The 24,455-nt window shown below is 68.0% G+C and carries 26 protein-coding genes; 9 read left to right on the top strand and 17 right to left on the bottom strand.

Features of this window, described 5'->3' with window-relative positions:
- Positions 1-76: 76 nt before the first annotated feature.
- From EAF64_RS18690 to EAF64_RS18680, 3 genes are all read left to right on the top strand, one after another.
- Entirely contained in the window at positions 77-1,621 is a 1,545-nt protein-coding gene (locus tag EAF64_RS18690; protein WP_129070498.1) for an alkaline phosphatase family protein, read from the top strand.
- Between the two features lie 65 nt (positions 1,622-1,686).
- On the top strand, positions 1,687-2,643 hold the full coding sequence (locus tag EAF64_RS18685; RefSeq protein ID WP_129070497.1) for a ribose 1,5-bisphosphate isomerase: 957 nt from the start codon (positions 1,687-1,689) through the stop codon (positions 2,641-2,643).
- A 10-nt stretch (positions 2,644-2,653) separates the two neighbouring features.
- Positions 2,654-3,535, top strand: coding sequence for a carbohydrate kinase family protein (locus EAF64_RS18680; protein WP_129070496.1), 882 nt, complete (start codon positions 2,654-2,656; stop codon positions 3,533-3,535).
- Between the two features lies 1 nt (position 3,536).
- Here EAF64_RS18680 and rbcL read toward each other — a convergent pair whose 3' ends face one another.
- Positions 3,537-4,784: a type III ribulose-bisphosphate carboxylase gene (rbcL, locus tag EAF64_RS18675; protein WP_129070495.1), complete on the bottom strand. Its 1,248-nt coding sequence runs from the start codon at positions 4,782-4,784 to the stop codon at positions 3,537-3,539.
- Positions 4,785-4,902: 118 nt separating this feature from the next.
- Here rbcL and EAF64_RS18670 point away from each other — a divergent pair, with 118 nt between their 5' ends.
- Positions 4,903-5,124: a hypothetical protein gene (locus tag EAF64_RS18670; RefSeq protein WP_129070494.1), complete on the top strand. Its 222-nt coding sequence runs from the start codon at positions 4,903-4,905 to the stop codon at positions 5,122-5,124.
- Positions 5,125-5,143: 19 nt separating this feature from the next.
- Here EAF64_RS18670 and EAF64_RS18665 read toward each other — a convergent pair whose 3' ends face one another.
- The 6 genes from EAF64_RS18665 to EAF64_RS18640 form a co-directional block, all read right to left on the bottom strand.
- Complete coding sequence (locus EAF64_RS18665) at positions 5,144-5,527, bottom strand: hypothetical protein (protein WP_129070493.1); 384 nt, start codon at positions 5,525-5,527, stop codon at positions 5,144-5,146.
- A gap of 121 nt (positions 5,528-5,648) precedes the next feature.
- Complete coding sequence (gene ndk / locus EAF64_RS18660) at positions 5,649-6,119, bottom strand: nucleoside-diphosphate kinase (RefSeq protein WP_129070492.1); 471 nt, start codon at positions 6,117-6,119, stop codon at positions 5,649-5,651.
- Positions 6,120-6,599, bottom strand: a complete 480-nt coding sequence (locus EAF64_RS18655) for a 50S ribosomal protein L24e (RefSeq protein ID WP_129070491.1) — start codon at positions 6,597-6,599, stop codon at positions 6,120-6,122.
- A complete protein-coding gene (locus EAF64_RS18650) occupies positions 6,599-6,829 on the bottom strand; it encodes a 30S ribosomal protein S28e (RefSeq protein ID WP_129070490.1) in 231 nt (76 codons plus the stop codon). Before EAF64_RS18650 ends, EAF64_RS18655 begins: the two co-directional genes overlap by 1 nt.
- A gap of 10 nt (positions 6,830-6,839) precedes the next feature.
- Positions 6,840-7,202 (bottom strand): 50S ribosomal protein L7Ae, encoded by a 363-nt coding sequence (rpl7ae, locus tag EAF64_RS18645; protein ID WP_129070489.1) that lies wholly within the window; start codon positions 7,200-7,202, stop codon positions 6,840-6,842.
- Between the two features lie 216 nt (positions 7,203-7,418).
- Positions 7,419-8,447 (bottom strand): NAD(P)H-dependent flavin oxidoreductase, encoded by a 1,029-nt coding sequence (locus tag EAF64_RS18640; RefSeq protein WP_129070488.1) that lies wholly within the window; start codon positions 8,445-8,447, stop codon positions 7,419-7,421.
- Positions 8,448-8,538: 91 nt separating this feature from the next.
- On the opposite strand from EAF64_RS18640, the gene tmcA reads away from it, so the two are divergent.
- From tmcA to EAF64_RS21210, 4 genes are all read left to right on the top strand, one after another.
- The gene (tmcA, locus tag EAF64_RS18635; RefSeq protein WP_227739060.1) at positions 8,539-10,785 is read left to right on the top strand and encodes a tRNA(Met) cytidine acetyltransferase TmcA; all 2,247 of its coding nucleotides are present in this window, start codon (positions 8,539-8,541) and stop codon (positions 10,783-10,785) included.
- Positions 10,782-11,294 (top strand): DUF456 domain-containing protein, encoded by a 513-nt coding sequence (locus EAF64_RS18630; RefSeq protein ID WP_129070486.1) that lies wholly within the window; start codon positions 10,782-10,784, stop codon positions 11,292-11,294. The genes tmcA and EAF64_RS18630 overlap by 4 nt, the downstream gene beginning before the upstream one ends.
- 217 nt (positions 11,295-11,511) lie before the next feature.
- Positions 11,512-12,615: a glutamate-cysteine ligase family protein gene (locus EAF64_RS18625; protein ID WP_129070485.1), complete on the top strand. Its 1,104-nt coding sequence runs from the start codon at positions 11,512-11,514 to the stop codon at positions 12,613-12,615.
- Positions 12,616-12,693: 78 nt separating this feature from the next.
- Positions 12,694-12,849, top strand: a complete 156-nt coding sequence (locus EAF64_RS21210; protein WP_193767764.1) for a hypothetical protein — start codon at positions 12,694-12,696, stop codon at positions 12,847-12,849.
- On the opposite strand, the gene EAF64_RS18620 is transcribed toward EAF64_RS21210, so the two are convergent.
- Entirely contained in the window at positions 12,846-13,580 is a 735-nt protein-coding gene (locus tag EAF64_RS18620) for a GNAT family N-acetyltransferase (RefSeq protein ID WP_129070484.1), read from the bottom strand. The genes EAF64_RS21210 and EAF64_RS18620 overlap by 4 nt on opposite strands.
- A gap of 163 nt (positions 13,581-13,743) precedes the next feature.
- On the opposite strand from EAF64_RS18620, the gene EAF64_RS18615 reads away from it, so the two are divergent.
- Complete coding sequence (locus tag EAF64_RS18615) at positions 13,744-15,690, top strand: PAS domain S-box protein (RefSeq protein WP_129070483.1); 1,947 nt, start codon at positions 13,744-13,746, stop codon at positions 15,688-15,690.
- Between the two features lie 33 nt (positions 15,691-15,723).
- Here the strand turns inward: EAF64_RS18615 and EAF64_RS18610 are convergent, their stop codons facing one another.
- From EAF64_RS18610 to EAF64_RS18570, 9 genes are all read right to left on the bottom strand, one after another.
- The gene (locus EAF64_RS18610; protein ID WP_129070482.1) at positions 15,724-16,128 is read right to left on the bottom strand and encodes a DoxX family protein; all 405 of its coding nucleotides are present in this window, start codon (positions 16,126-16,128) and stop codon (positions 15,724-15,726) included.
- 86 nt (positions 16,129-16,214) lie between these two features.
- Positions 16,215-16,604, bottom strand: coding sequence for a hypothetical protein (locus EAF64_RS18605; RefSeq protein WP_129070481.1), 390 nt, complete (start codon positions 16,602-16,604; stop codon positions 16,215-16,217).
- 14 nt (positions 16,605-16,618) lie between these two features.
- Positions 16,619-18,286, bottom strand: a complete 1,668-nt coding sequence (locus tag EAF64_RS18600; RefSeq protein WP_129070480.1) for an FAD-dependent oxidoreductase — start codon at positions 18,284-18,286, stop codon at positions 16,619-16,621.
- Positions 18,279-19,943, bottom strand: a complete 1,665-nt coding sequence (locus tag EAF64_RS18595) for an electron transfer flavoprotein subunit alpha/FixB family protein (RefSeq protein WP_129070479.1) — start codon at positions 19,941-19,943, stop codon at positions 18,279-18,281. Before EAF64_RS18595 ends, EAF64_RS18600 begins: the two co-directional genes overlap by 8 nt.
- A 2-nt stretch (positions 19,944-19,945) precedes the next feature.
- Positions 19,946-20,800: an electron transfer flavoprotein subunit beta/FixA family protein gene (locus EAF64_RS18590; protein ID WP_129070478.1), complete on the bottom strand. Its 855-nt coding sequence runs from the start codon at positions 20,798-20,800 to the stop codon at positions 19,946-19,948.
- A 158-nt stretch (positions 20,801-20,958) separates the two neighbouring features.
- A complete protein-coding gene (locus tag EAF64_RS18585; RefSeq protein WP_129070477.1) occupies positions 20,959-21,288 on the bottom strand; it encodes a 4Fe-4S dicluster domain-containing protein in 330 nt (109 codons plus the stop codon).
- A 57-nt stretch (positions 21,289-21,345) separates the two neighbouring features.
- Positions 21,346-23,061 carry a glutamate--tRNA ligase gene (locus tag EAF64_RS18580; protein ID WP_129070476.1) on the bottom strand — a complete coding sequence of 572 codons (1,716 nt, stop codon included), beginning with the start codon at positions 23,059-23,061 and terminating at the stop codon, positions 21,346-21,348.
- 51 nt (positions 23,062-23,112) lie between these two features.
- Positions 23,113-23,838 (bottom strand): MBL fold metallo-hydrolase, encoded by a 726-nt coding sequence (locus EAF64_RS18575; RefSeq protein WP_129070475.1) that lies wholly within the window; start codon positions 23,836-23,838, stop codon positions 23,113-23,115.
- A 42-nt stretch (positions 23,839-23,880) separates the two neighbouring features.
- On the bottom strand, positions 23,881-24,417 hold the full coding sequence (locus tag EAF64_RS18570; RefSeq protein WP_227739059.1) for a hypothetical protein: 537 nt from the start codon (positions 24,415-24,417) through the stop codon (positions 23,881-23,883).
- Positions 24,418-24,455 lie beyond the last annotated feature (38 nt).

Genomic DNA, 24,455 nt, shown 5'->3' with positions numbered 1-24,455 from the left:
CGCGGGCGCCGTGGCGGGGTTCTCACCTCGAATGCGGACGGAAAGACATAGTTGCGTCCGTATCGTCGACTCGGGCATGACACGGACGTTCGTCGTGGGCCTCGACGGGGCGAGCTGGCGGTTGCTCGACCCCTGGATCGAGGCCGGCGACCTCCCGAACCTCGCCGCCCTCCGCGAGGCATCGGCCTGGGCACAGCACCGGAGTTGCCTGCCGCCCGTGACCTTCCCCAACTGGAAGTGCTACTCCTCGGGCAAGGACCCCGGTGGGTTCGGCGTCTTCTGGTTCGAGCGGATCGACCTCGACGAGGGCGTCATCGAGGTCGTCAACGGCGGCGACTACGACACCGCCGAACTGTGGGACTACCTCAACGACGCCGGGCAGACTGCCGGCGTCGTCAACATGCCGACGATGTACCCGCCCCGCGAAATCGACGGCCCCGTCGTCGCCGGCGGTCCCGACGCCGTCGAGGGCGAGTACCGCTCGATCACCTCCGGGTACACCGCCCCCGAGTCGCTGGCCGACGACCTCGAAGCCCGCTTCGACTACCGCGTCCACCCCGACCCACTCCTCTCCTCGAACGAGGAACGCGGCGCGGAAGTCGAGGCCATCCTCGACCTGCTCGACGAGCGCTTCGAGGTCGCCGTCGCGCTGTTCGAGGAGGAGGACCTCGATTTCATGCACGTCACCCTCTTCTACCTGAACGTCATCCACCACTTCTTCTGGGACGAGGAGCCGAGCAAGCGCGCCTGGGAACTCGTCGACGAGTGGGTCGGCCGCCTGCAGGAGCTGGAGGACACCAACCTCGTCCTCGTGTCCGATCACGGCTCGGCGGCGACCCAGACGGAGTTCTACGTCAACGAGTGGCTCGCCGAGAACGGCTACCAGGCCCGCACCCAGACCGTCGACGGCCTGCTCAAGCGGGTCGGCATCGACCGCGAGACCGTTCTCTCGGTCGCCAAACGCGCCGGCGCGGTCGACTTCCTCGCGAACGTCATTCCCGAGCGCATCCAGGCACTGGTCCCACAGAGCGCCGGGCTCAAACGCTCCCGGAAACTGGAGGCCATCGACCTCGACCGGACGCAGGCCGTCGCCAGCGCCCAGGGGCCGATCTACCTCAACCCCGACTTCGAAACCGAATCGGTCCGCGAGGAGTTGATGGCCGACCTCGCCGCCGTCGAGGACGAGCACGGCCGGATCTTCACCGACGTGTACCGTGGCGAAGAGGTGTACGAGGGCCCGTACGTCGACGACGCGCCCGGGATCGTCGTCGATCAGCGACCGGGCGTCCACGTCAACGACGGCGTCGGCGGCGGGACGATCCAGACCGGCCCGGACCGCTGGGCCGCCGAGAACACACCCAACGGCATCTTCCTGGCGACTGGCCCGGACTTCGCCGAGACGGGGCAACTCGACGACATCAGTATCCTGGACATCGCGCCGACTCTGCTGGTCGCCAGCGGGTGTGCCGTGCCCGAGGACATGACCGGCGAGGTCCTCGACATCTTCGCCGACGACCGTGACTGGGATCGGCGCGAACCGATCACGCTGGCCGACGAGGACGACAGCCGTGACGACGAAGAGGTCGCGGAGCGGCTGAAGCAACTGGGCTACATGGAGTGAACAGCCGCCGGGTCGCACCCCGTCCGCCCGGTCACTTTTCAAGACCGACCGCGTAGTTCGCCGGCATGGACACGGAGGTAGCTCCGGCGGTCGCGGACATCGCCGCCGAGATCGCCGCGATGGATATCCGTGGGGCGGCGACCATCGCCGACGCCGCGGCCGAGGCCCTCGCCATACAGGCCAAGGAGAGCGACGCCGAGACGGCCGCGGCCTTCCGCACCGAGATGCACGCGGCCGCGGGTGTTCTCTACGACACGCGTCCGACCGCCGTCTCGCTCCCCAACACCCTCCGGTTCGTGTTCCAGAGCATGGACGGCACGACCGTGGAGGGGCTCCGCCAGTCCGCCGTCGACGCCGCAGAGCGGTTCCAGACCCAGCTCGACCGCGCCCAGGACGACCTCGGCGAGATCGGCGCCAACCGACTCCGCGACGGCGACACCGTGATGACCCACTGCCACTCGACGGACGTGCTGGCCTGCGTCGAGGCCGCCCTCGACCAGGGCAAGGACCTCTCGGCCGTCGTCAAGGAGACCCGGCCACGAAATCAGGGCCACATCACCGCCGAGCAACTCCGGGAGTGGGACGTGCCCGTGACGCTGATCGTCGACAGTGCCGCCCGCCGATACCTCGACGACGTGGACCACGTCCTCGTGGGGGCCGACTCCATCGCCGCCGACGGCTCCGTCATCAACAAGATCGGGACCAGCGGGCTCGCGGTGTCGGCCCGCGAGCGGGGCGTCCCGATCATGACTGCGGCCCAGACTATCAAACTCCACCCGGGGACGATGACCGGTCACACCGTCGAGATCGAGATGCGCGACGAGGCCGAGGTCGTCGACCCGGGCGATCGCGACGAGATCGGCGATATCACCGTCGAGAACCCCGCGTTCGACGTGACGCCGCCCCGACACGTGGACGCCATCGTCACCGAGCGCGGCCAGTTCCCGCCGGAGAGCATCGTCACGCTGATGCGCGAGTTGTTCGGCGAGACCTCCGAACGACCGTGGGAGGCGCCGGTGTGAGGAGGACACCGTGGTGCGCGTGATCTGTGCCGGGCACGTCAACTGGGACGTGACGCTCGCCGTGGACCGACTGCCCGGAGCCGACGGCGAGGCGACCATCACCGACCAGTCCCAGTCCCCCGGCGGGAGCGCCTGTAACGTCGCCACCGGCCTGACCGCATTGGGGAGCGACGCCGCGATCCTGGGCAGCGTCGGCCGGGACGAACACGGCCACCTCGCGGTCCGGGCGCTCGACGCGGCCGGCGTCGACTGCACACCGCTGGTGACCGCCGACGCCGAGACCGCGGTGAAGTACCTCGTCGTCGACCCCGACGGCGAGGTTGCGGTGCTGGGCAACGAGGGTGGCAACGAGGCGTTCGATGCCGAGGACCTCGAAGCGGCCACGCTCGCGGCCGCCGACCACCTCCACCTGACGAGCCAGGATCCGGCGACCGCCGCCACGCTGGCCGACCGCGCCCACGACCACGGTCTCCGCGTGAGTTTCGATCCCGGGCGTCGCATCGATGCCCGGGATTTCACCGTCCCGCTCGCCCGGGCAGATCTGGTGTTCGTCAACGAGCGCGAGGCGGCGACGGCCATCGAGGATCACTTCGGTCCGGCGGACGGTCTCGACAAAACGGTGGTCCTCAAACACGGCGCCGCGGGCGCGGAGGTCCTGACACCCTGTGGCCACTACGCGAGCCACGACGGGTTCCCGGTGGCGGCCGTGGACACGACCGGCGCTGGCGACGCCTTCGCCGCCGGCTTTCTGACCGTCTGGTTCGGCGACGCGAACCCGGACTACGACCGCTGTCTCGCGGTCGCGAACGCCTGTGGTGCGCTGGCCGCGGGTGAGCGCGGCCCGGCCGCGCCGCTGTCCTGGGACCGGATCGACGCCCTGCTCGACGGCTAGTTCACCGCGGCGTCTCCGTCCCCCACTTCTCGATGGCCGTCGCGAGTTCGGGTACCTCGTCGGCTTTCGCCTCGATGTCCTCGCCCGCAGCGGCCGCGTCGACCGCCGCCCTGAGCGCCTTCGCACCGGCGTGAGTGCCGTCGGGGTGCCCGTGGACGCCCCCACCGGCCTGGACGCAGACGTTCGTCCCAACCCGGTCGATCAGTTCCGGCACGAGGCCGGGGTGGAGGCCGCCCGACGCGACCGGAAGCACGTCGTTCAGGCCGTGCAGATCCGTGTAGAGCCACTCGTTGATCCCCGCCGTGTCCTCGTTTTCGAGTTTGCCCAGGTCGGCGGTGCCGGTGTGGAGCTGGTCGGCCCCGCAGAGCCGGCTGACCTGTGCGAGCACGCGCATCGACACGCCGTGGTCGGGGATGCGGTCGAACGCGGCGTGCATCGCACGGTGGGCGTGAATGGCGAGCCCGTGCTCGTCGCAGCGCTCACGGACGCGCTGGACCGCCGACCAGCCACAGGTCACCACGTCCACCATGACGTACTCGCCACCGTGTTCGGCAACCATATCGACCCGTTCGAGCATCCGCCGGGTGTCGGCGGTGACGTTGACGAGATACGACTTCTTCTCGCCGGTTTCGTCCTCGGCGCGGTCGCGCTGGGCCAGCGACTCCGTGAGCCGGTCCGCGAAGGGGTTGAAATCCTGATCGGTCAGGTTCTCGTCGTCTTTCAGGAGGTCCAGCCCGCCGGTCCAGGCCTCGTATCCGATCTGTGCGTGCTGATCGGTCGAGAGTCCGACCTTGGGTTTGGGGACCGTCGCGGTGATCGGCCGGTCGCCGGCGTCGAAGATCTCCTCGCGGACGCTCGTCCCGAACTGTGGGCCCGGGAAGGTGGTTGCGAGCGGCTCGGGCCAGTCACAGTCCAGCAACCGGATGCGCTCGACGGCTTTCATCCCCATGATGTTCCCGGCGATACACGAGAGGACCTGCGCCATGTTGCCGTCCTCGAACAGCGCGTCGGGATAGGCCACCGTGATCCGGCCGTCGTCGATCGCGCAGGCCGTCGCCGAGAGGTCGGTGATCGACCCCTCGGCCTGGAGCTCGGCCCAGGTGCCGTTCGAACTCTCGGAGGCGACGCGGCCGGCGGCGTCGGTCATGTCCATGTCGCTGGCCGGGTCGACCGCGAACGTACAGACCAGCTCCGAGTCGCGGGGCTCGTAGTCCAGGTCGAGGAAGTCCTCGTAGTTGATGCCGGGCATGCCACGACCTTGACCGGCGTAGACCCTTAAACTGCCGCCGGATAGCGGTCCGGGCCCGTCGAAATGCTGTCGGGAGCCGAAACGTGTAAGACGCCGGTTGGTGGAACGTGCAAGTACGATGACTACCGCGCCCGCGGTCCGCGTCTCGCGCATGCTCGATCAGATCGACGATCCGGAGCGGGCCACCCTGCTGCGCGGACTCTGGCGGATCTACCAGCTCGGCCGGCGCGTCGCACATGCCTACCGTGCCTACCTCTCGCTCGTCGAGCGTCTCCTCTCGACGTTCGTCACGACCGTCGTCTGTCTCGTCGAGGCGTCCATCGACATCTTCACCGAGTGATTTTCGTCCCGCCGACCCCTCACAGCGTCAGGAGCAGTGCCACCGCAAGCGCCACCGGTGCGGCGTAGATACACCCGACGATCACCAGACTCGCCCGATCCTCGCGGAAACTGAGCCAGTGACCCGCCAGGACCGACAGCACCGCCACGATTCCGATCACCGTCCAGTGCGTCGTGAAACCAGTCGTCCCGGTCAGCGCGAACACGGCGATCAGGGCCGCGCCGGCCGTCGCCACGTAGTCGAAGGCACGCTCCCGCCGGACGGCCGCGCCGACCAGCGCGGCCAGCATCGGCCCGCCGAGAACGAGTCCCACCAGCACCGGGAACACCGAGCCGCCGCCGACCGCCAGCGTCGCCGTCCCGCGCTCGTCGTCGAGCAATCGCTCGCGCCGACGGTCGCGCATACCCCCGCTATCGGGCGGGCCTTGAAATAGTTACTGCCGGCGCTGGCCCGTTCGCGAGTTGCCCGACGGGCGGGGCTGTCGCTCCCGACCGGTAAATACGTGAAGAGGTGGTGGCGATCCGTTAGACGTCCTCGTACACCCACTCGGCGTCCGACTTCTCCCAGTCGACCAGTTCGTCCTCGTCGAAGAACAGGTCGATCTCCCGTTCGTTCGCGCCGGGATCCTCGTGGTCGGAGCCGTGGATGACGTTCTGTCCGAGGTCCAGCCCGAGGTCACCGCGGATGGTGCCCGGCTGTGCCTCGGCGGGGTCGGTCGTCCCCATCATCTGTCGGACCTGTCGGGTGGCGTCGGCGCCCTCCCAGACCATGGCCATCACCGGACCGGCGGTGATGAACTCGACCAGGCCGTCGAAGAAGGGCTTGTCCTCGTGTTCGCCGTAGTGCTCGTGGGCGAGCTCTTCGTCGATCTGCATGAACTTCGCGCCGGCGAGCTTCAGACCGCGCTCTTCGAGGCGGCCGATGATCTCGCCGATCAGGCCGCGCTGGACGCCGTCGGGCTTGACCATCACGAACGTGCGCTCGTCGTGACTCATCTATGCCTCGGCCTCCTCCTCTTCGGCCTCGTCCTCGTCGGCTTCGTCGTCTTCGGCCTCGTCCTCGTCAGCGTCGGCGTCCTCGTCGACGGCCTCGGCGGACTCGGCGTCCGCGTCGGCGGCCGCTTCCTCGGCACCTTCGCCTTCGGGGCCGGGGACGGCGTCGGACTCGGCGTCTTCGAGGTCGGGGGCCGCACCCGTGTCCTCGACGACGTCGGCCTCGGTTGCCGCCGCGTCCTCGGGCTCTTCCTCGGTTTCGGGCTCGTCGGGTTCGTCGGCCGTCTCGGCGGCGCGCTTGCTGCCGGCGGCGCGGCCGGCCTCGGTCCAGCCCATGTCGCGGGCTTCGCGGCCGAGGTCGGCGTTCTTCTCGCACTTCGAGGAGCAGAACATGACGGTCGTCCCGTCGTTCTGCACGAACATGGTGCCCGTGCCGGGTTCGATGTCGTCGCCACAGAAGTCACATTCGCGGGTTCGTGGCATTATTGTCCTCCGATCTGGTCGGCCTCGCGGGCCGTCTCCCGGAGCTGGAGCACGTCGCCCTCGCGGACCGGGCCGAGGACGTTCCGGGTGATGATGCGGCCCTGATTCTCGCCCTCGCGGATGCGACACTTGACCTGCATGGCCTCCCCGTGCATCCCGGTTCGGCCGACGACCTCGATGACCTCCGCGGGCGTCGAGCCGCCGTCGCCTTCAGTTTCTTCTGCGCTCATATCGAGTCACCTACTGGAGGTCCTCGAGCTTCTGGGCGATGTCGTCGACGTCGCCGCTGGCCTCGCCGGCCGTGACGATGGCCGCCGCGGCACTGCCGACCTCCAGCCCGGCCGCGTGACCCACGTCGGACTGGGACTCGACGAACAGATAGGGCACGTCCTTCTCGGCGGCCAGCTCCGGCAGATGCATGACGATCTCCTCGGGCTGGACGTCCTCGGCGACGAAGACGAGGTCTGCGTTCCCTCGCTCGACGGCCTTGGTCGTCTCGTTTGTCCCTTTCTTTACAACTCCTGTGTCCCGTGCGACCTCCAGAGCCTCGAGGGCGTCCTCGGCGAGGTCGGCTGGGACGTCGAAATCGACGTATACTGACATTGGTATTCACCTCCCGCGCGTGGGCTCGCGCTCCCCCGCCTGAGAGTCCACCGAACGTCCGTGCCGGCGGACGGCAAAGTCCTGAGAGGCTAGGAGCATCATCAACCCCGCGCAGGCTGTATCCCTTCATTGGCTATCCCCTGCTAAAAGCGCTTTCGATGCCGCCACAACCGTGTCAGGCGTCCGCATATCGGATCCGAGCCAGTTGCCGTCGAATCAGCCAGCGGCCGCGAATTCTGACAACACGTCGATACGCTCGCAGGCCCCCGCCACCAGTTCCCCGACGATCTCGGCGGCCGGCCGGACCTCGTCGGTCAGGTCGACGCTCTGACCGGCGTACATGGCCATCTTATCGACGGCACCCTCCACGTCCGCGATCGGCGGATCGTCGTCGTACCGCTCGACCGGGTGCCCGTTCCCGTACCGGGCGACAGTCTCGCCTTCGCCCGGGCGCTCGCCGACCGGCGGTTCACCCGCCTCGGTCCAGTCGGCGTACGTGTCGTTTTCGAGCGTCCGGTGGGGCTGTCCGGGCCAGCCACCGTCGTACAGCTCCGACCGGACGGCTTCACGCGCGCCGGCATCCGTCACCGCCTGCTGGTACGCCCGGTGTGCCTGGGACTCGGTGGCCGCGACGAACCGCGTCCCGAGCCACGCGCCGTCCGCGCCCAGCGCCAGCGCCGCGGCCAGTCCGCGCCCGTCCGCGATACCACCGGCCGCGACCACCGGTACCTCCTCGCCCGCCACGTCGGCGACCGCCGGCACCAGCGGCATCGTCGCCACGTCGCTCTGGACGTGGCCGCCGGCCTCCCAACCCTGGCTGACCAGCACGTCCACGCCGGCCGCGACGGCCTCGCGCGCCGCCTCGGCGCTCCCGACGGTCTGTAACACTGTCCCCCCGGCGTCGTGAACCTGTTCGACGTAGGGCGCGGCGTCGCCGAAGGAGGAGGAGACGACCTCCGCGCCCGCGTCGAGGCAGGTCGTCAGGTGGTCCTCTGTCGCGTGGATCGTCGTGTCCGGATCGAGGACGAGGTTCACGCCGAACGGGCGATCCGTGCGCTCGCGGGTCGCCGCGATCACCGACTCCGTGGCATCGAGGCCGAGCCAGCTGACCGCCAGCGTCCCGAGCCCGCCAGCCGCCGAGACGGCGGCCGCGAGATCGGGACAGGAGACACTGCCGATTGGGGCCTGGACGACCGGGACCTCGATGTCGAGCCGATCACAGAGCGGCGTTCGTACCGTCGACATGGCCGTCCTTCCGAGGCCGAACAGTTGAGTGTTCGGGCGATCGGAGCCACGCGACCGTCAGACACAAGCCGGCTGCCCGTCGATGAGGCGTATGCTCGACGGCGTCGTCGGTCCCCTCCGTGACGAGGCCCGCGAGACCGACGAGCGCCGCCTGCTGGTTCTCGCGGGCGACCCGGACCGGACACGCCGGGCGGCCGGCGACGCCCTCGACGCCGCCGCCATCGACCGGTCCGACGCGACGCTGGTCGGCCCCGAACCCGCGCTCGACTGCGAACACCTTCCGCCCGAACGCTCCGCGGACTTGCTCGGCACCACCCGCGAGGCCGTCGTCCTCGACATGCACGCGGCCTGCCGGCCCAACACCATCGGCCGGGCCGTCGGCGTCGTGGACGGCGGCGGCCTCCTCGTCCTGTTGACGCCGTCACTGGACACCTGGCCCGACCGCCGCGACGGGTTCGACGAGGGACTGGCCGTCCCACCCGCGGACCTGTCGGCCGTCACCGGCCGCTTCCGCCGGCGTCTGGTGGAGACGCTCCGGACACACCCCGGGATCGCCGTCGTCGACGCGGACGCCCACCGGGTCGAACGCGACGGCCTGACGGATCCACCGCCGGTGGTGGCCGGCGGTGGCGTCTCGCTCCCCGACGCCCGGACCTTCCCCGATGCCGTCTACGAGGCCTGCTTGACCGACGATCAGGCCGACGCAGTGCTGGAACTCGAACGCCTGCGCGAGGCCGGGCAGGCGGTCGTGATCGAGGCCGACCGCGGACGCGGGAAGTCGAGCGCCGCGGGTCTGTCCGCCGGCGCGCTCGCACTCGCGGGCGAGGACGTGCTGGTGGCGGCACCCGCGTACCGTAACGCCGCCGAAGTCCTCGAACGTGCCCGCGAGCGCCTCACCGCCGCGGACGCCCTCGCCTCCGTCGACGACCCCGACACGCCACACGAACTGACTGCCCCGGACGGGTCGGTCCGTTTCCGGCGGGCGGCCGACGCGGCCGACGGGCCCGGCCTCCCCGGCGATCCCGACGCCGTGATCGTCGACGAGGCGGCCGCGCTCCCGGTCCACGTCCTCGACTCGTTCCTCGACGCGCCGGCGGTGGCGTTCGCGACGACCGTCCACGGCTACGAGGGCGCGGGTCGGGGCTTCTCCGTGCGCTTTCGCGACCACCTCGACCAGACCGATCACGACGTCGGCGAGATCCGGATGACCGAGCCGATCCGGTACGCGGCCGGCGACCCCGTCGAAGTGTGGGCCTTCCGCGCCCTCTTGCTCGACGCCAGTCCGCCGGTCGAGCCACTCGTCGCGGATGCCCAGACCGAGACCGTGGAGTACGTCACGCTCGACGCCGCGGACCTCGTGGCCGACGAGACCCTGCTCCGGGAGGCGTTCGGCCTGCTCGTGCTGGCGCACTACCGGACCGAACCCGACGACCTGGCCCGACTGCTGGACGCGCCGAACGTCGCCGTCCGCGCGTTGTTGCACGACGGCCACGTCGTCTCCGTGGCGTTGCTGGCCCGCGAGGGCGGCCTCGACGACGAGACGCGTGCGAACATGTACGACGGGGCTCGTATCCGGGGGAACATGCTCCCGGACGTGCTGACGACACAGCTCCGGGACGAGTCGGCCGGCGTCCCGGTGGGCTACCGCGTCCTCCGGATCGCCACCCACCACACGGCCCGGTCGCGCGGGCTGGGGTCGCGCCTGCTCACGGAGGTCCGGGCGGAGTTCGCGACCGACGTGGACTGGCTGGGCGTCGGCTACGGCGCGACCCCCGAACTGCTGGCCTTCTGGGCCGCGAACGGCTACGCTCCCGTGCACCTCTCGACGACGCGTAACGACGAGAGCGGTGAGTACTCCGCGCTGATGCTCGACCCCACGAGCGACGCGGGGGCCGATCTGTTCGCGCGCCACGCAGACCAGTTCGTCGCACGCGTCGGTGACGTGCTGGCCGACCCGCTCACCGATCTCGACCCGGACGTGGCGCGGGCGACCCTCTCGGCACTGCACAGAGACGCGGACCCCGAACTCGCCGACTGGGAGTGGCGACAGGTCGCGAGCGCGGCCTTCGGTCCGGGCCTGTTCGACATGGCACCCGGCCTCTACCGCCGCCTGGCCGTCACGTACTTCACCGCCGACGTGGATCTCACCCTTACACCCCGTCAGGAGCGACTGCTCGTCCTGAAGCCCCTCCAAGGCCGGCCCTGGGACGCCGTTGCGGCGACGCTCGACTACCACTCGACGGCGGAGGCGATGCGCGCGCTCGGTGACGCACTGGAACCGCTCGTCGACGAGTTCGGCCCGGACGCGGCACTGACGGAGGCCGACCGATACAGATGACCGGACCCGGACTCACGACCGTTCTCGGCACGGACCTGGTGGTGTGGCTCGCGATCGGCCTGGCGCTCGTCGGCGTCCTGGGGACGCTGATCCCCCTCGTCCCCGGCGCACTGCTCTCGCTCGGGGGTGTCTACCTCTACTGGTGGTCGACGGGGTACACCGACCCCGGCCTGCTCGTGCTGGTGGCGCTGACCCTGCTGGGGCTGTTGATCGTCGTGGTCGACTGGTTCGCCGGCGCGGTCTCGGCGAAAGTCAGCGGTGCAGGGAATCTGACGACGGTGCTCGCCGGCGTCGCCGGCTTCCTGCTGTTTTTCGTCGCCGGCCCCGTGGGAATCTTGCTCGGCGTCGCCGGCATCGTCTTTCTCGTGGAACTGCGTCGGACCGGCGATGGCCCGGCCAGCGCACGAACGGCCGTCTACACGACCGTCGGGATGCTCGCGAGCACCGTCGCGCAGTTCCTGCTGACGACACTGCTCGTCCTCGGATTCCTGCTCGCCATTCTGATCTGAAGCCGCGTTGTTTACGATCGGGGCCGAACCGTTGACATCACTGGACGATAGGTCGGACGAATGTCGGTAGTCCCGTCGTTCGGCCACCGAACAACGGACGAAATTTGTACATGGCGGAAAATATTTGTGAGGGCGAACCGTTTTCCGAAATGTCAACAGTTACCACGGGTCGAGGGCGTCGGGGAGTCGGCGCCGTCGCACTCGCCTCGGGATCACAATGTCAGGGAACTCGTTACGACGGAGCATCGAGGTCGAGTACTGGGTCGTGGACGCGGACGGGCGGCTGGTCGAACCGGGCGATCTCGTGACCGCGTCGCCAGGCGTCGAACGGGAGTTCGTCGAGCCGCTGCTGGAGATCAAGACGACACCCTGTGAGACGACCGCGGCGTTGCGTCGCGAGTTGTTCGAACGGATCGGCGCTGTCCTCCGGCAGGCAGAGGGGACGGGGAAGCGTCTGGTGCCGCTGGCGACACCGATCCGCGAGGGGGTGATCCGTGATCGGCCCAGCGAGCGGACCAGGATCCAGGATCGCATCCTCGGCGACGACTTCGAGTACGTTCGCCACTGCGCGGGCACGCACGTCCACGTGGAGCAGTCGCCCGGCCACGAGGTCGACCAGTTGAACACGCTGATAGCGCTCGACCCCGCGCTGGCGCTGGTCAACTCCTCGCCGTACTTCCGTGGCCGACACCTGGCCGCCGGCGCTCGGTCGAAACTGTACCGCTGGCTGGCCTACGACGACCTCCCACACCAGGGGCGGTTGTGGCGCTACCTCGACGAACGCGACCAGTGGACGCGGCGACTGGAACGGCGCTACGAGGAGTTCGAGCAGGCGGCCAGCGACGCGGGCGTCGACCGTCACGCCGTCGCGGCGAACTTCGATCCGGAGAGTGCCATCTGGACACCCGTCCAGTTGCGGGACCGGTTCGGGACTGTCGAGTGGCGGTCGCCGGATACCGCTCTCCCCAGCCAGGTCGTCCGCCTCGCCGACGCGGTCGCCACAGTCGCGACGGACGCCGCGGACACACCGGTCCGTATCGGCGACGACGCCGGCCGCGTGACCGACGCGGAGATCGTCCTGCCACCGTTCGAGACGGTGATCGAACACGTCAACGCGGCCATCCGGGACGGACTGGACTCCGACGCCGTCCGGTCCTACCTGGAACGTCTGGGATTCGACGTCGGGTCCTACGAGCCGCTCACGCACGCCATCGACGGCGAGGGGACGGTCACGCCGGAACAGGCACGACGGCACCGGCTCGAACAGGCGGACCGACTCGAACGGGACGTTCGACAGACGCCGGTGGTCGGCGACGACTGAACGACCGCACACCGGCTTCGAAGTGCGATGCCGTCCGCTACCGGACGAACGATGAGGGTGGCCGATCAACCGTCGAGTATGCCTACCTGTTCGGCGGCCGACTGCGAGGCGTCGGCCGCCGTGGAACTCCACATCCCCTGGGACGAGAACCGGCTGGTGTGTGCCGGCCACGCACGGGTCTGGGCGCAGAAAGACGGTGTAGTCGCCGATCCGCTCGACGATGCCGACCTCTAGAGGTCGATCTCCATCATCACTTCGTCGATGTAGTCGCCGTCCAGCCTGTAGTGGTCGTGGCGGCGGGCCTCCTCCTCCCAGCCGTGCGCTTTCAGGAACTCGATCGCGGCCTCGTTGGTCGAGGGCACGCTGTTGTAGATGCGCTCGTAACCCTGCTGTGCGGCCCATTCGAGCCCGCGCTGGAGGAGGTGGCTCCCGATACCGTGTTCCCGGTACTCGTCGAGGACGCCGACGGTGAGTTCCGCCGTGTGGGACAGCTTCTCCATCTCCGGGTGTTCGAGGTGGACCCAGCCGACAACGTCGTTCTCGACGCAGGCGACGAAGAACATCCGTGACTCCAGTTCGTTGTGCCGGAGGAGAACCTCCTCGTGGTCGATCATGTCTGCGACGCTCTCGGCGACCACGTATGTCCCCGCGTCGATGGCCGACCGCATCACACCGACGATCCCGGTCATGTCCGCCTGTCGAGCCTGCCGGATGGTGTACTCGATCGCGTCTTCTTCGTACTCCTCCTCGGCAGCCTCGTCGTAGGCGATCTGGAGGTGTCCCGCGTCGGTTTCGGCGAGTATCCCGTCGCGTTTCAGGATCGCTACGTGGTGCCCGAACTCCCGTGCCTCCATGTTCAGGGCGTCACGCGCCTGCGCCTGCGAAACGTCCCCGTGACTCTCGATGTACTCGTAGACGTCTCTGCGCCCGCGGTGACCGAACTCTAACTGTTCTGTGAGTTCCATGAGGTGCGTTACCACGCCACGCTACTTAACTGTTCGTCAACTGGGAGGCTGTGGCCGCCGCTGTCGCCCGCGATTAATCGATCCGATACAGGGGTTGGATTTAATACGGACAGGTTCGTGATGCCACACGATTTGCCGTAGACATCGGCCGTGTGAAATCGTGATGGACGAACGACACCGCTCTGGGACCGACCTGTCTGCCCGCCCGATCCGGGTCTTGCACGTCGACGACGACCCGGCGTTTCTGGACCTGGCCGGTGAGATGCTGGACCGGACGGACGAACCGATCGACGTGACGACCGAGACCGATCCGCGGGCCGCGCTGGACCGACTCGACGCGTCGCCGTTCGACTGTGTCGTCAGCGACTACGATATGCCCCAGATGGACGGCCTGGAGTTTCTCCGACGTGTCCGCGAGGAGCATCCACAACTCCCGTTCGTCCTCTTCACCGGCAAGGGGAGCGAGGAGATCGCCAGCGAGGCCATCTCCGCGGGCGTGACCGACTACCTCCAGAAGGGACCACGGGAAGATCAGTACGCGCTCCTGGCGAACCGGATCGCCAACTCGGTCGAACACCACGTCGCGGAACGCGAGATCGACGAGACGCGGACGCGGTTCTCGAAACTGCTCGAACACTCCGCCGACTACATCTTCATCATCGACGTCGAGGGGACCCTGACCTACGTCACGCCGTCGGTCGAGCGGACCCTCGGGTACGACCCGGCGGAGATAACGGGCGAGAACGCCTTCGACTTCCTTCACCCCGACGACGTGGAGCGGATTCGGGCCGAACTGGTCGACGTTCTGGAGTCCCCGGACACGGAGAAGACGGTCGAACTCCGGACGAAACACCGTGACGGCTCATGGCGCTGGGTCGAGATCCGGGCACGGAACCTGCTCGACGATCCCTGCATCGAGGGCATCGTCGGCAACGTCCGCGACGTGACCGCCCGGAAGGAGAGTGAGGCGGAACTCGACTGGCACCGGTCGGTCATCCGGAGCATGGACGAGGGCGTCTACGTCCTCGACCGGGACTACCGGTTCCGGTTCATAAACTTCCGCGCCGCACACACCGTCGACCTCTCGGCACAGGCCTGGATCGGCGAACACGTCTCCTACCTCGACGAGGTCGGCATCTTCCCCGATTCGGCCGTCGCCGACGTCCAGGCCGCTGTCGACGACATCGCCGCCGGCGAGCGCGACGAGGTCAGACTGGTTCTCGAACCCACCGTCCCCCCGTCGACGGAGTTCCTGGACCTGCGGATCCGGCCGCTGGAGACCGACGACGACGACGACGACGACACCGAGTTCATCCTCGCGACGACCCGTGACATCACCGAACGGAAGCGCAACGAACTCGATCTGGAACGCAAAAACGAACGCCTGGAGACGTTCGCCTCTGTCATCAGCCACGACCTCCGCAACCCGCTGGAGACCGTCTCGACCTCGCTCGACCTGCTCGACGACAGCGTCGAGAGCGACCACCTCGACCGGAGCCACCGCGCCGTCGACCGCATGGAACGACTGATCGACGAGGTGCTGACGCTGGCACGCGAGGGCAGAACTATCGACGACCCGTCGCCGGTGTCGCTCGCCAGCGTCGCCCGCGACCGCTGGGCGTCGATCCCGACCGACGATGCGACCCTCGTGGTCGACACCGACGCGCACGTTCTCGCCGACGTGGGACGACTCGAACAGTTGCTGGAGAACCTCTTCAGAAACGCTGTCGAGCATGGTGCTGGCCACCGGACAGAGTCCGACGACGCCACCGAACCCGCCGACGGAGCCGTGACGGTCCGACTCGCGTCGGTCGCTCCCGGGCACGGTACCGAGGATGGCGGGCCGGCGTCCGATTCGGACTTCGGGTTCGTCGTCGAGGACGATGGCCCCGGCATCCCGCCCGAACAGCGCGACCGTGTCTTCGAGATGGGGTACTCCACGACCGAGGACAGCCCGGGACTGGGACTCACTATCGTCGACGACATCGCGCAGGCCCACGGCTGGTCCGTCACGGTGACCGAGAGTGACACGATTCCGGAGACTGACGACGAGCAGCCGTCGTCCGGTGGGGGTGCCCGCTTCGTCTTCGACGGCGTCGAGACCGTCTGAGTGGGTCGCCGTCGGACGGCGGCCCCGGTGGCGTCACTCGTAGGTGTACCACAGCGCCCAGGCGATCAGCACGCCCTGGAAGGGGAGGCGAACCCAGCGGCCTAGTCCCGGTTCCGCGATGGCCGCCGGCGCACCCTGGATCACCACGCCGGAGGTCGCCATGTAGACGTTCGCAGGAAAGACCGCCAGCAACAGAGCGACCAGTCCCCAGGCCGCGACCCGGCGAGTCCGTGGGAAGATCACGCCGATCCCGAGGCCGATCTCCGCAACCCCGGAGAGGTAGACCAGCGCCGTGGCTGCCGGTAGCTGTGGCGGGACGATCTGGGCGAACAGGTCCGGCACGACGAAGTGAAGCACGCCGGCCACGACGTAGATCGCTCCCATCACGTAGACGAGCGACGTCTTCACCCGCGACAACTCGTAATTCTGCGTGGACATATGCTCGCTCGTATCTGTTCGGGCTTTGATCCTTCGCATCGCCGCGAAGGGGGCCCCAGCACGTCCGGACACGACCGAGCGGCCCGTCAGCCGTCGACCGTCGCCCCGCGCTCCGGGACACCCGTCAGCATCGCCGCGACGTCTTCGACGTTGTGGGTGTCGAGCAGGAGTTCGGCGGCCGCCCGGACCGTCGCGTCGAGGTCGGTCTCGACGCCGTAACAGGCCGTGTACAGCGAGAGGTAGCCGTTCATCGCCTCGTGCAACAGGTCGAACTCCCGCTCGGAGAAGCGCACGCCCCAGTCGCTGGCCCGGGCGTCGACGTAGATCATCACCGCCGGCCCCAGTCCCTCCCGGCAGTAGTCCATCGCCCGCTCCGGTGCCGGCGGATCGGCGGGCGGGTCGAACTCGTCGCGGTCCGTCCGGTACTGCTCGACGATGGACTCGATCCGGGCGTGGTACGAATCGGTTTCAGTCATCGCGAACGGGGAGCTCAGCCCTGTTCGAACTCCACGCCCTTGCCGCCGGCGGGGTGTTCCCACTCCGTATCGGCGACGATGGCGCAGGTCCCACACTCGACGCAGGGCTGTGTGTCCAGGCTCACGAGGTGTTCCTCGTGGCCGTTGGTCTTGACTTTCTCGTCGCGGTAACAGCCCCCGCCGAAGTCCTTCGCGCTGACCGGACAGGCCGACACTGCGGCCCCGCTGGCCGCGAATGAGTTGTCCCGCAACTCGATGTGCGGGTCGCCTACGTCGTAGGTCAGGTCGCCGATGCGGTCGGCCAGGTCCGGCGGTTCCACGTCGTTTTCCTCCCGGACCGGCGTCCCGAGGGCCTCCGCGATGGCCGTCGGCGCGGTCACGTACGGCGTCCGCGTGTCGGGCATGACCGACATCACGAACGGTGAGTTGAACGCCCGCCTGAGCAGGCCCAGCCGGTCGGCCGCCTCGATGCCCAGTCGCCCGAGCGGCGAGTCGACGAGCGAGTCGGTCACCGACGCCACCGCACCGTTCTCACCGACGGCACTCGCCACCGTGTACCGGGTCGGCCGGAGCTTCGCCATCACGCCCTCGTCGCGGAGTTTCGTCTCGTAACGCTGGCCCGCCTCCCCGGGCCGACCGCGGGTCTGGGCCTCGCTGAAGGCCTCGGCGGCCAGCGCACCTGCCGACACCGCGTGGTTCATCCCCTTGATGATCGGCCCCTGCGCCTGCATCTGCCCGGCGGCGTCGCCGACGAGCATGAGCCGGCCCTGGTGTGGCGATGGATTGGCCGCCTTCTTCGAGTCCGGGACGAGTTTCGCCCCGTACTCCAGTTCCTCGTACTCGCCCTGGAGCCACTGGTCCAGCAGTGGGTGGGTCAGCAGGGCATCCAGGAGTTCGTGGGGTTCGGCCGCCTCCGCCACCAGCGAGTCCAGATGGAAGACGGTCCCGATGGACAGCGAGTCGTCGTTGGTGTAGAGGAACCCGCCGCCACGGACACCCTCGAACAGGTCGCCCGAGAACAGGTGGGCCACGCCCTCGTCCTCGTCCACGCCGAACCGCTCGGCGATGGCACTCGCCGGCATGTCCACGATGGCCTTGACGCCCTGGAACCACTCCTCGGGATCCTCCCAGTCCATCAGGCCGGCGTCCCGGGCCAACTCGGAGTTGACGCCGTCGGCAGCGATGATCGCGTCGGCTTTGATCGGGTCCAGTTCCTCGCAGGTCACGCCGACGATCTCGCCGGCCTCCCGGAGCAGGCCGTCGACCCGGACGCCCGTCAGCAAGCCGCCGCCCGTCTCGCGGGTCATCTCGTGGACCCGACCCTCCAGCCAGGAGTCCATGTGTCGCCGGAGGACGGCGTCGGACCACGTCGTGTCGTGTTCGTGGAGATCGGTCAGGTCGATGGTCTTGACATTCCGTCCGGCCACGTTGTGGAGGTAGTACTCCGTGACGGGTCGCTCGCTGGCCTCCGACCGGAACTCGGGGAACAGGCCGTCGATGGTGTACGGTGCGGACTCCTCGGCGTAGATGAGCCCGCCCGAGACGTTCTTCGAGCCGGATTCGACCCCTCGCTCCAACACGAGGGTCTCCACGCCGTTCTGTGCGAGTGTCGCCGCCGCGGCCGCGCCGCCGGGACCGGCTCCCACGACGACGGCTTCGTAGTGTTCGTAGTCGTCAGTCATCGGATGCACCCCCTGCCAGCGCTTGGATGTCAAGTTCGCCTTTCTCCAGGGAGTCGATCAGCTCCGGCAGGATCTCGAACAGATCTCCCTGAACGTAATAATCGGAGAACTCGACGATGTCGGCGTCGGCGTCCGTGTTGATCGCGATGATCGTGTCCGACTCGTCCATGCCGACCTTGTGCTGGACGGCCCCGGAGATCCCCGCCGCGATGTACACGTCGGGTTCGACGACTTGTCCGGACTCCCCGATCTGTCGCTCCTCGGTCACGTACTGCTCGACGTGACCCGCGAACTGGTAGGAGGCCGTGATGACCCCCCGCGAGAGACCCAGATCAGCCGCCTCGAACTGGTCGACCAGGTCGAGTCCGAGTTCGATCCCCTCGGTCGGGTCCTCCCCGATCCCTCGCCCCAGTGCGACGACGACCTCGTTGCCCGTCAGGTCGACGCCGCCCTCGAGCTGGTCGTAGTCGGTGACTTCGACCTTGAACCAGTCGTCTTCGAGGGGCATCTCGTGTTCGATCACCTCGCCCTCGCGCTCGGGGTCGGGCCCGGGCACGTCGAAACTCCCCGGGATCACCGAGGCGCCCTGCGGGTGGAACTCCCGGCCGGGCTTGTCCAGACAGAGGATCGTCGAGTACTCGAACCCGGAGAAGTCCGGGCGCTTCATGTGAAGGACGCGCTGGAACTCGACGGTCTCGCCGGGCTTGCCCGTCTTCGCCGGATTGGAGATGTCCGCGGCCTCGATGAACAGGTCCGAACAGTCCGAGGCCAGCCCGGAGTCGAATTCCGCCTGGGCCAGCGCCGAGAGGTCCCGCCCGTTGTTCGTCGCCGGGAACACGGTGTACCGGGGTTCGTCGTAGTCGCGCCAGTCGTCCTCCTGGCGGTCATCGCGCCCGTACGGGTGGCCGCCGTTGCGCGCCATGTCACAGAAGATCCGGGTGTACGGCGTGTGTCGGAACCGGCCGAGGCGCTCGTCTTCGAGGTAGATCACGCGGTCGGCCCCGTAGGCGACGCACTCCTCGGCCAGCTCGCCCACGCCGTCGCCGATCAGCACGGCGACGACCGACTCGCTCTCCCCGTATTCGTCGTTGTACTCGTCCATCAGCCCGCGGGCCTTCCCGAGCATCTCCTTGGACACGTCGATCAACTGGCCCTGCTGGGTCTCACAGTAGACCCACATGTCCCGGTAGTCGCCGTCTTCGAGCGCGCGAACGTGCTTTTTGTCCGCCGTCGGGTGATCGAGGTCGGGATACTTCTCCTCGGGGTCCTCGACGACCACGTCCTCGTCCTCGCTCTCGTGGTCGCTGTCCTGCAGGGTGTCGAGCCGACCCTCGATCTGACTCTTGGCGGTCTTGCGGTCCTGGCCGTCTCTCTCGCGCTCGAGGAGGTCTTCGAGGACGTCGATATCCTCGATGTCCCGGACCATGTTCGCCACGTCGGCGACGGTCATGTCGTCCAGGTCGGCGTCGCTCGGATCGACGTCCTCGTCCTCGCCCGCGACCTTTTCTAGGCGGTCCTCGATGAGCGTCTTCACTGGCGCGCGGTCCTCGCCGTCTTCCTCGGCCGCCAGCATCTCGCGCAGTTCGTCGGCGTCGTCGACGTCTTTGATCTTCGGTCCGAGGTCCGCGATCTCGTGGTCGGTGGGATCGATCTCCATTGTCAGTCAGCCCCCGCGTACGGTTCGAGTTCCTCGAATACGTCCGCCATCGCCCCCTCGTCGCTCGGGTCGACCATCGTCGCCTCCCGTTCGGGGGGGGCCTTCGGGATCGGGTCGACGCCGGCCACGATGGTCGGCGACCCGTCCAGTCCGATGAAGTCCGGATCGAGGTTCAGTTCTTCCTGGTCGTACACCTCCAGGTGGTCCTCGAAGTTCTCGGCTCGCTTCTGGGTCTCGGCCCGGAGGTCCTTGTGCCGGAGCCGGTGCTCGGCCTTTCGATACGTGGGCTCGAACTCCGGGTCCGCGACGACGAAACACGGCAGCGGCGCTTCGACGGTCTCGATCTCCTCCACGTCACCCTCGACGAGGCGCTTGGCCCGTAGGGTCCGCTCCTCCTCGTCGATGTCCAGCGCGACGACGTGGGTGACGATGGGCCAGTCCTGGCACCAGCAGGTCTGAGGGCCGGTGTGGCCCGTCTCCCCGTCGGCAGTCTTGAAGCCTGCGAACACGACGTCGGGTTCCTCGTCGAGGTGATCGATGCCCGTCGAGAGCGTGATCGACGTGGCCCAGGTGTCGGCCGCACCCATCTCCCGGTCCGAGCAGAGATAGAGGTCGTCGGCGTACACATCGGCCATCCCCTCCTGCAGGACCTCCTTGTACCCCGGCGGGCCCATACTCATCAGCGATACGGTGCCGCCGTGACGAACCTTCGTCTGGAGTGCCGCCTCCAGCGCGTGCTTGTCGTTCGGGTTCATCACGGTCGGTGTCTTCCCGCGCTCGAGGTGCCCGTCCTCGTCGAACGACACCTGTCCCTCCCTGAAGTCCGGAACGCCTTTCGTAAGTACCAGTGTGTGCATAGGTATCACACTATTTGGGTGAACATCACTACCACTGTCGTCCTGGTATTTTGCTATTGTGCTTTTTCTAAGATTTTACAGGTATCTGGAGGGCAAATGGCCACTATCCAGAGGCGGAAAATCGCGGCGCCGGCGGGCAGTCGGCAGGCGGTGGGCGGTCAGATACGGCCCGCGCGCCCGGGGTCCACGTCGATAGCGTCGACCGGGCAGACGTCGACACAGAGCATGCAGTCGATACACTGCTCCTCTTTGGCCGGGTCGGCCTTGATCTCGCTCTCGGGATGGTCGGGTGTGTCGACCCACTCGAACACGTCGACCGGGCAGTCTTCGAGACACGCACCGTCCGCGAGACAGATATCGAAGTCGACAGCGACGTGTGTCCCGTGGATTCCCAGCTCTTCGGGTTCGTCGACTGGCCCCCACACGGCGTGGCCGTCGTGGTCCTCCACTTTCTCGCGGTTCTGCTCGAACTCGGGATCTATGGCCATTGGTACCTATGCCCACCTGCGCCGGGGAACTACTTAAAAGTTGGACCGAACACCCGGTCAGGGATGGGCGTAGTACGCCACCGTCTCGTCGCCGTCGTGACGATCCACTCGCGCGAAGCCGATCCGCTCGAACTGGACCATCGCGTCGGGGTCGTAGTCGGTGATGCCGGGTTCCGCGTGTCCCGACACGTCCCCGTCCATCGTCCGGAGCCGGAGGGGCTGGCTCTCCGTTGCGGGCACCCAGTGGATCACGTCCACGTCGCCGTCACGCACCACGTCGATGTCGTCGTCGGTGAATTCGAGGGTGTCGGCCTCGCGGCGGACCGGTCCGAAGCCCTTCAACCAGACGCGTTCGCCATCGGCCGGGGCGTCGTCGGGTTCCAGCAGGACGGCCTCGTCCACGGGGATCGACCGCTCGCCGCGGTCCTCGTGGTCCGGGTGAACCGGCGGCTGCCCGGCGTCCGGGCCCCCCTCCACGGCGAACGCCTGCCCGTCCCGGACGAAGAAGGTCCGGTCGGTCTCGTCGTCGATCAGTTCCCGATTGTTGGCGTAGATCGACGACATCGCCAGGTCGACGTTCGAGGTCGAGGTCCCGAGTTCGACCATCGCGTCGACGATTGCATGGCCGCGGATTCCGCGCCGCCGGAGACTGGCGAGCGTCGGCGCGCGCGGGTCGTCCCAGCCGTCCAAGTCGCCGGCGTCGACCTTCTCCTTGATCGTCGACGTACTCATCGACACGTCGTAGGCGTCGACCTGCACGTGGCCCCAGTGGATCACTTCGGGGTAGTCCCAGTCGAAGTAGTTGTAGACGAAGCGCTGGCGCTTGGCCGAATCCTGCAGGTCGATCCCGCGGATGATGTGTGAGATGCCGGTGAGGTGGTCGTCGATCCCGCTCTGGAAGTCCAGCATCGGCCAGCACCGGTACTCGCTGGCTTCCTCGCGCGGATGGGGCGTGTCGATCATCCGGAAGGCCACCCAGTCCCGGAGGGCGGGGTTCTTGTGTTCGATGTCGGTTTTCACGCGTAGGACCTTCTCGCCCGCCGAGTACTCGCCGTCGATCATGGCCTCGAACTCCTCGCGGGTCGTCTGGGGGTCTCTGTCTCGGTGCGGGCAGGCCTCTCCCGAGTTTTTCATGTCGGAAAACTCGCCCTGCGGGCAGGAGCAGGTGTACGCGCCGCCGAGGTCGATCAACTCGCGGGCGTGGTCGTAGTAGGTCTCCAGACGGTCGCTGGCCCGGATCACCTCGTCGGGCTCGAAGCCCAGATATTCGATGGCGTCGAGGATCTCGTCGTAGGCGTCCAGGTCGGGCCGTTTGGTCTCGGGATCGGTGTCGTCGAAGCGGACGACGAAGCTCCCGTCGTAGCGCGCCTTGTACGTGCCGATGACGGCGGGCATCCGGGCGTGGCCCAGGTGCCACGGGCCGTTCGGGTTCGGGGCGGCCCGGAGTCGGATCTCGTCGTAGTCGTCGGCGTTCGGGAGGTCCGGGAGGTCGTGCTCGTCTTCCTCGTCCTCGGCGTCGAGTTCGGCCACGAGGTCGGGATCGAGTTCTTCGAGGCGGTCGCGGCGCTCCGCGGTCGACATCCCCCCGATCTTGCCGACCACGGGGCCGATCACCTCGGGAATCTCGTCGCCGTGTTCGCGGAACTCGGGGTTCTCGCCCATCAGCGGCCCCATGATCGCGCCGACCTGTGGGTCGCTGTCGTGTTTCAGGGCGTTGAAGAGGGCGTTTTTCTCTGCCTCCTCTTTGACTCGCTCGCGTACCTCGTCGTCCATTTTGTGGAGACTCCGGCGCGCCCCCTCAAAACTCCGCCGTTCCGTCCCCGCTCACAGCTCGATTCGCTCGCCGTCCTCTGGAATTGCCACTCCGTCCACCGCCGCTGCCAGATCCTCCCGGGTCGCGAGACAGTGGTTGATCGCCTCCATGTGGTCTGCGATCACCGGCACGTCGTCGGCGACTGCGCCCCGAACCTCGCCGACATCCTCGGGCGTCATCGTGATCGGCTCGCCCTCGACGAACTGGGCCGCGCCGGCGTTGACGACCACCGCGTCCGGGGCGTGGGCGTCGATGGTCTCGGGCACCGCGTCGTACCACACCGTGTCGCCCGCGAGATAGATCGTTCGAGCGCCGTCGAGGACGTAGCCCGACGACGGCCCCATCTGTTCGGCGAGGTCGCCGTGTCCGTGGCGGGCTGGTGTCCGTGTCACCTCGATGCCTTCGAAGGATACGGTGCCCTCGACCGGTCGGACGTCGGTGAACCCGTCCTCTCGGAAGTCATCGACTTCCTCGGGCTGGCAGAGGATAGGGACGTCCGAGGGGAGCTGGTCGGCCGCCGCGTCGTCGAAGTGATCCCGGTGGCGGTGGGTGACGAGGACGGCGTCGTAGCTCAATTCGACGTCCGGGAGGTCCACGAGCGGGTTCTCGCGGTCGTTCGGCGAGTTCGGGATCGGTGGAATCTCGCCCGGTTCGCTCAGCATCGGGTCCACGAGAAACGTGGTGTCGTCGAGGTCGAGCAGGAGTGTGGCGTGTCGCAGAAGCTGGATCGCGGCCATACCACCCGGCCGGGCGGGACCGACATAACTCTCGGGGTGGTTTCAGAGGTAGTCCCTGAGGATTGCGCCGAAACCCGCCGCGCCGATACGGAACGCCACCACCCCGCCGATGCCCGTCAGGGTCAACCCGCCGTTCAGCGCGCCCGCGACCAGCAGCGGCTTCAGCCACCCGTCGTCGGCGTCGATCAGCCGCGTCGCGATAGTGAGGAAGGCGATGGCCGAGCCCACGCCCCACACCAGCAGCAGGGCGAGAAACAGCACGATGGCGACGGGAATCCCGATCAGCGAGAACAGCAGGGCGACGAAGAGGATCACTGCCAGCACGAGGGAGAGCACCCCGTAGACGACCGAACCGACTGGTTCGTCCCGGAGGGTACCCATCTTCGACTCCGTGTACTCCGGCGCGATCGCGACCATGATCGCGCCGACGACGAGCGTGAGCACGAACGCGCCTCCCGCACTGGAGGCCACTCCGGCCGCCGGGTCGACGTTCACGTTCAGGCCCGGATTGCCCGGTCCACCGCCAACCGCTCCGAACTGGAGAACGGCCCACCCCAGCACGCCTGCGACGTCGATCATACGACTCCCAACACCAGGTGTGGGTGAAAAGCTGTCGG

It is taken from the genome of Halorientalis pallida, from assembly GCF_004118325.1.
Classification (GTDB): domain Archaea; phylum Halobacteriota; class Halobacteria; order Halobacteriales; family Haloarculaceae; genus Halorientalis; species Halorientalis pallida.
Note: the sequence above shows the minus strand (reverse complement) of the source record. Positions and strands in the feature narration are given on the sequence as shown.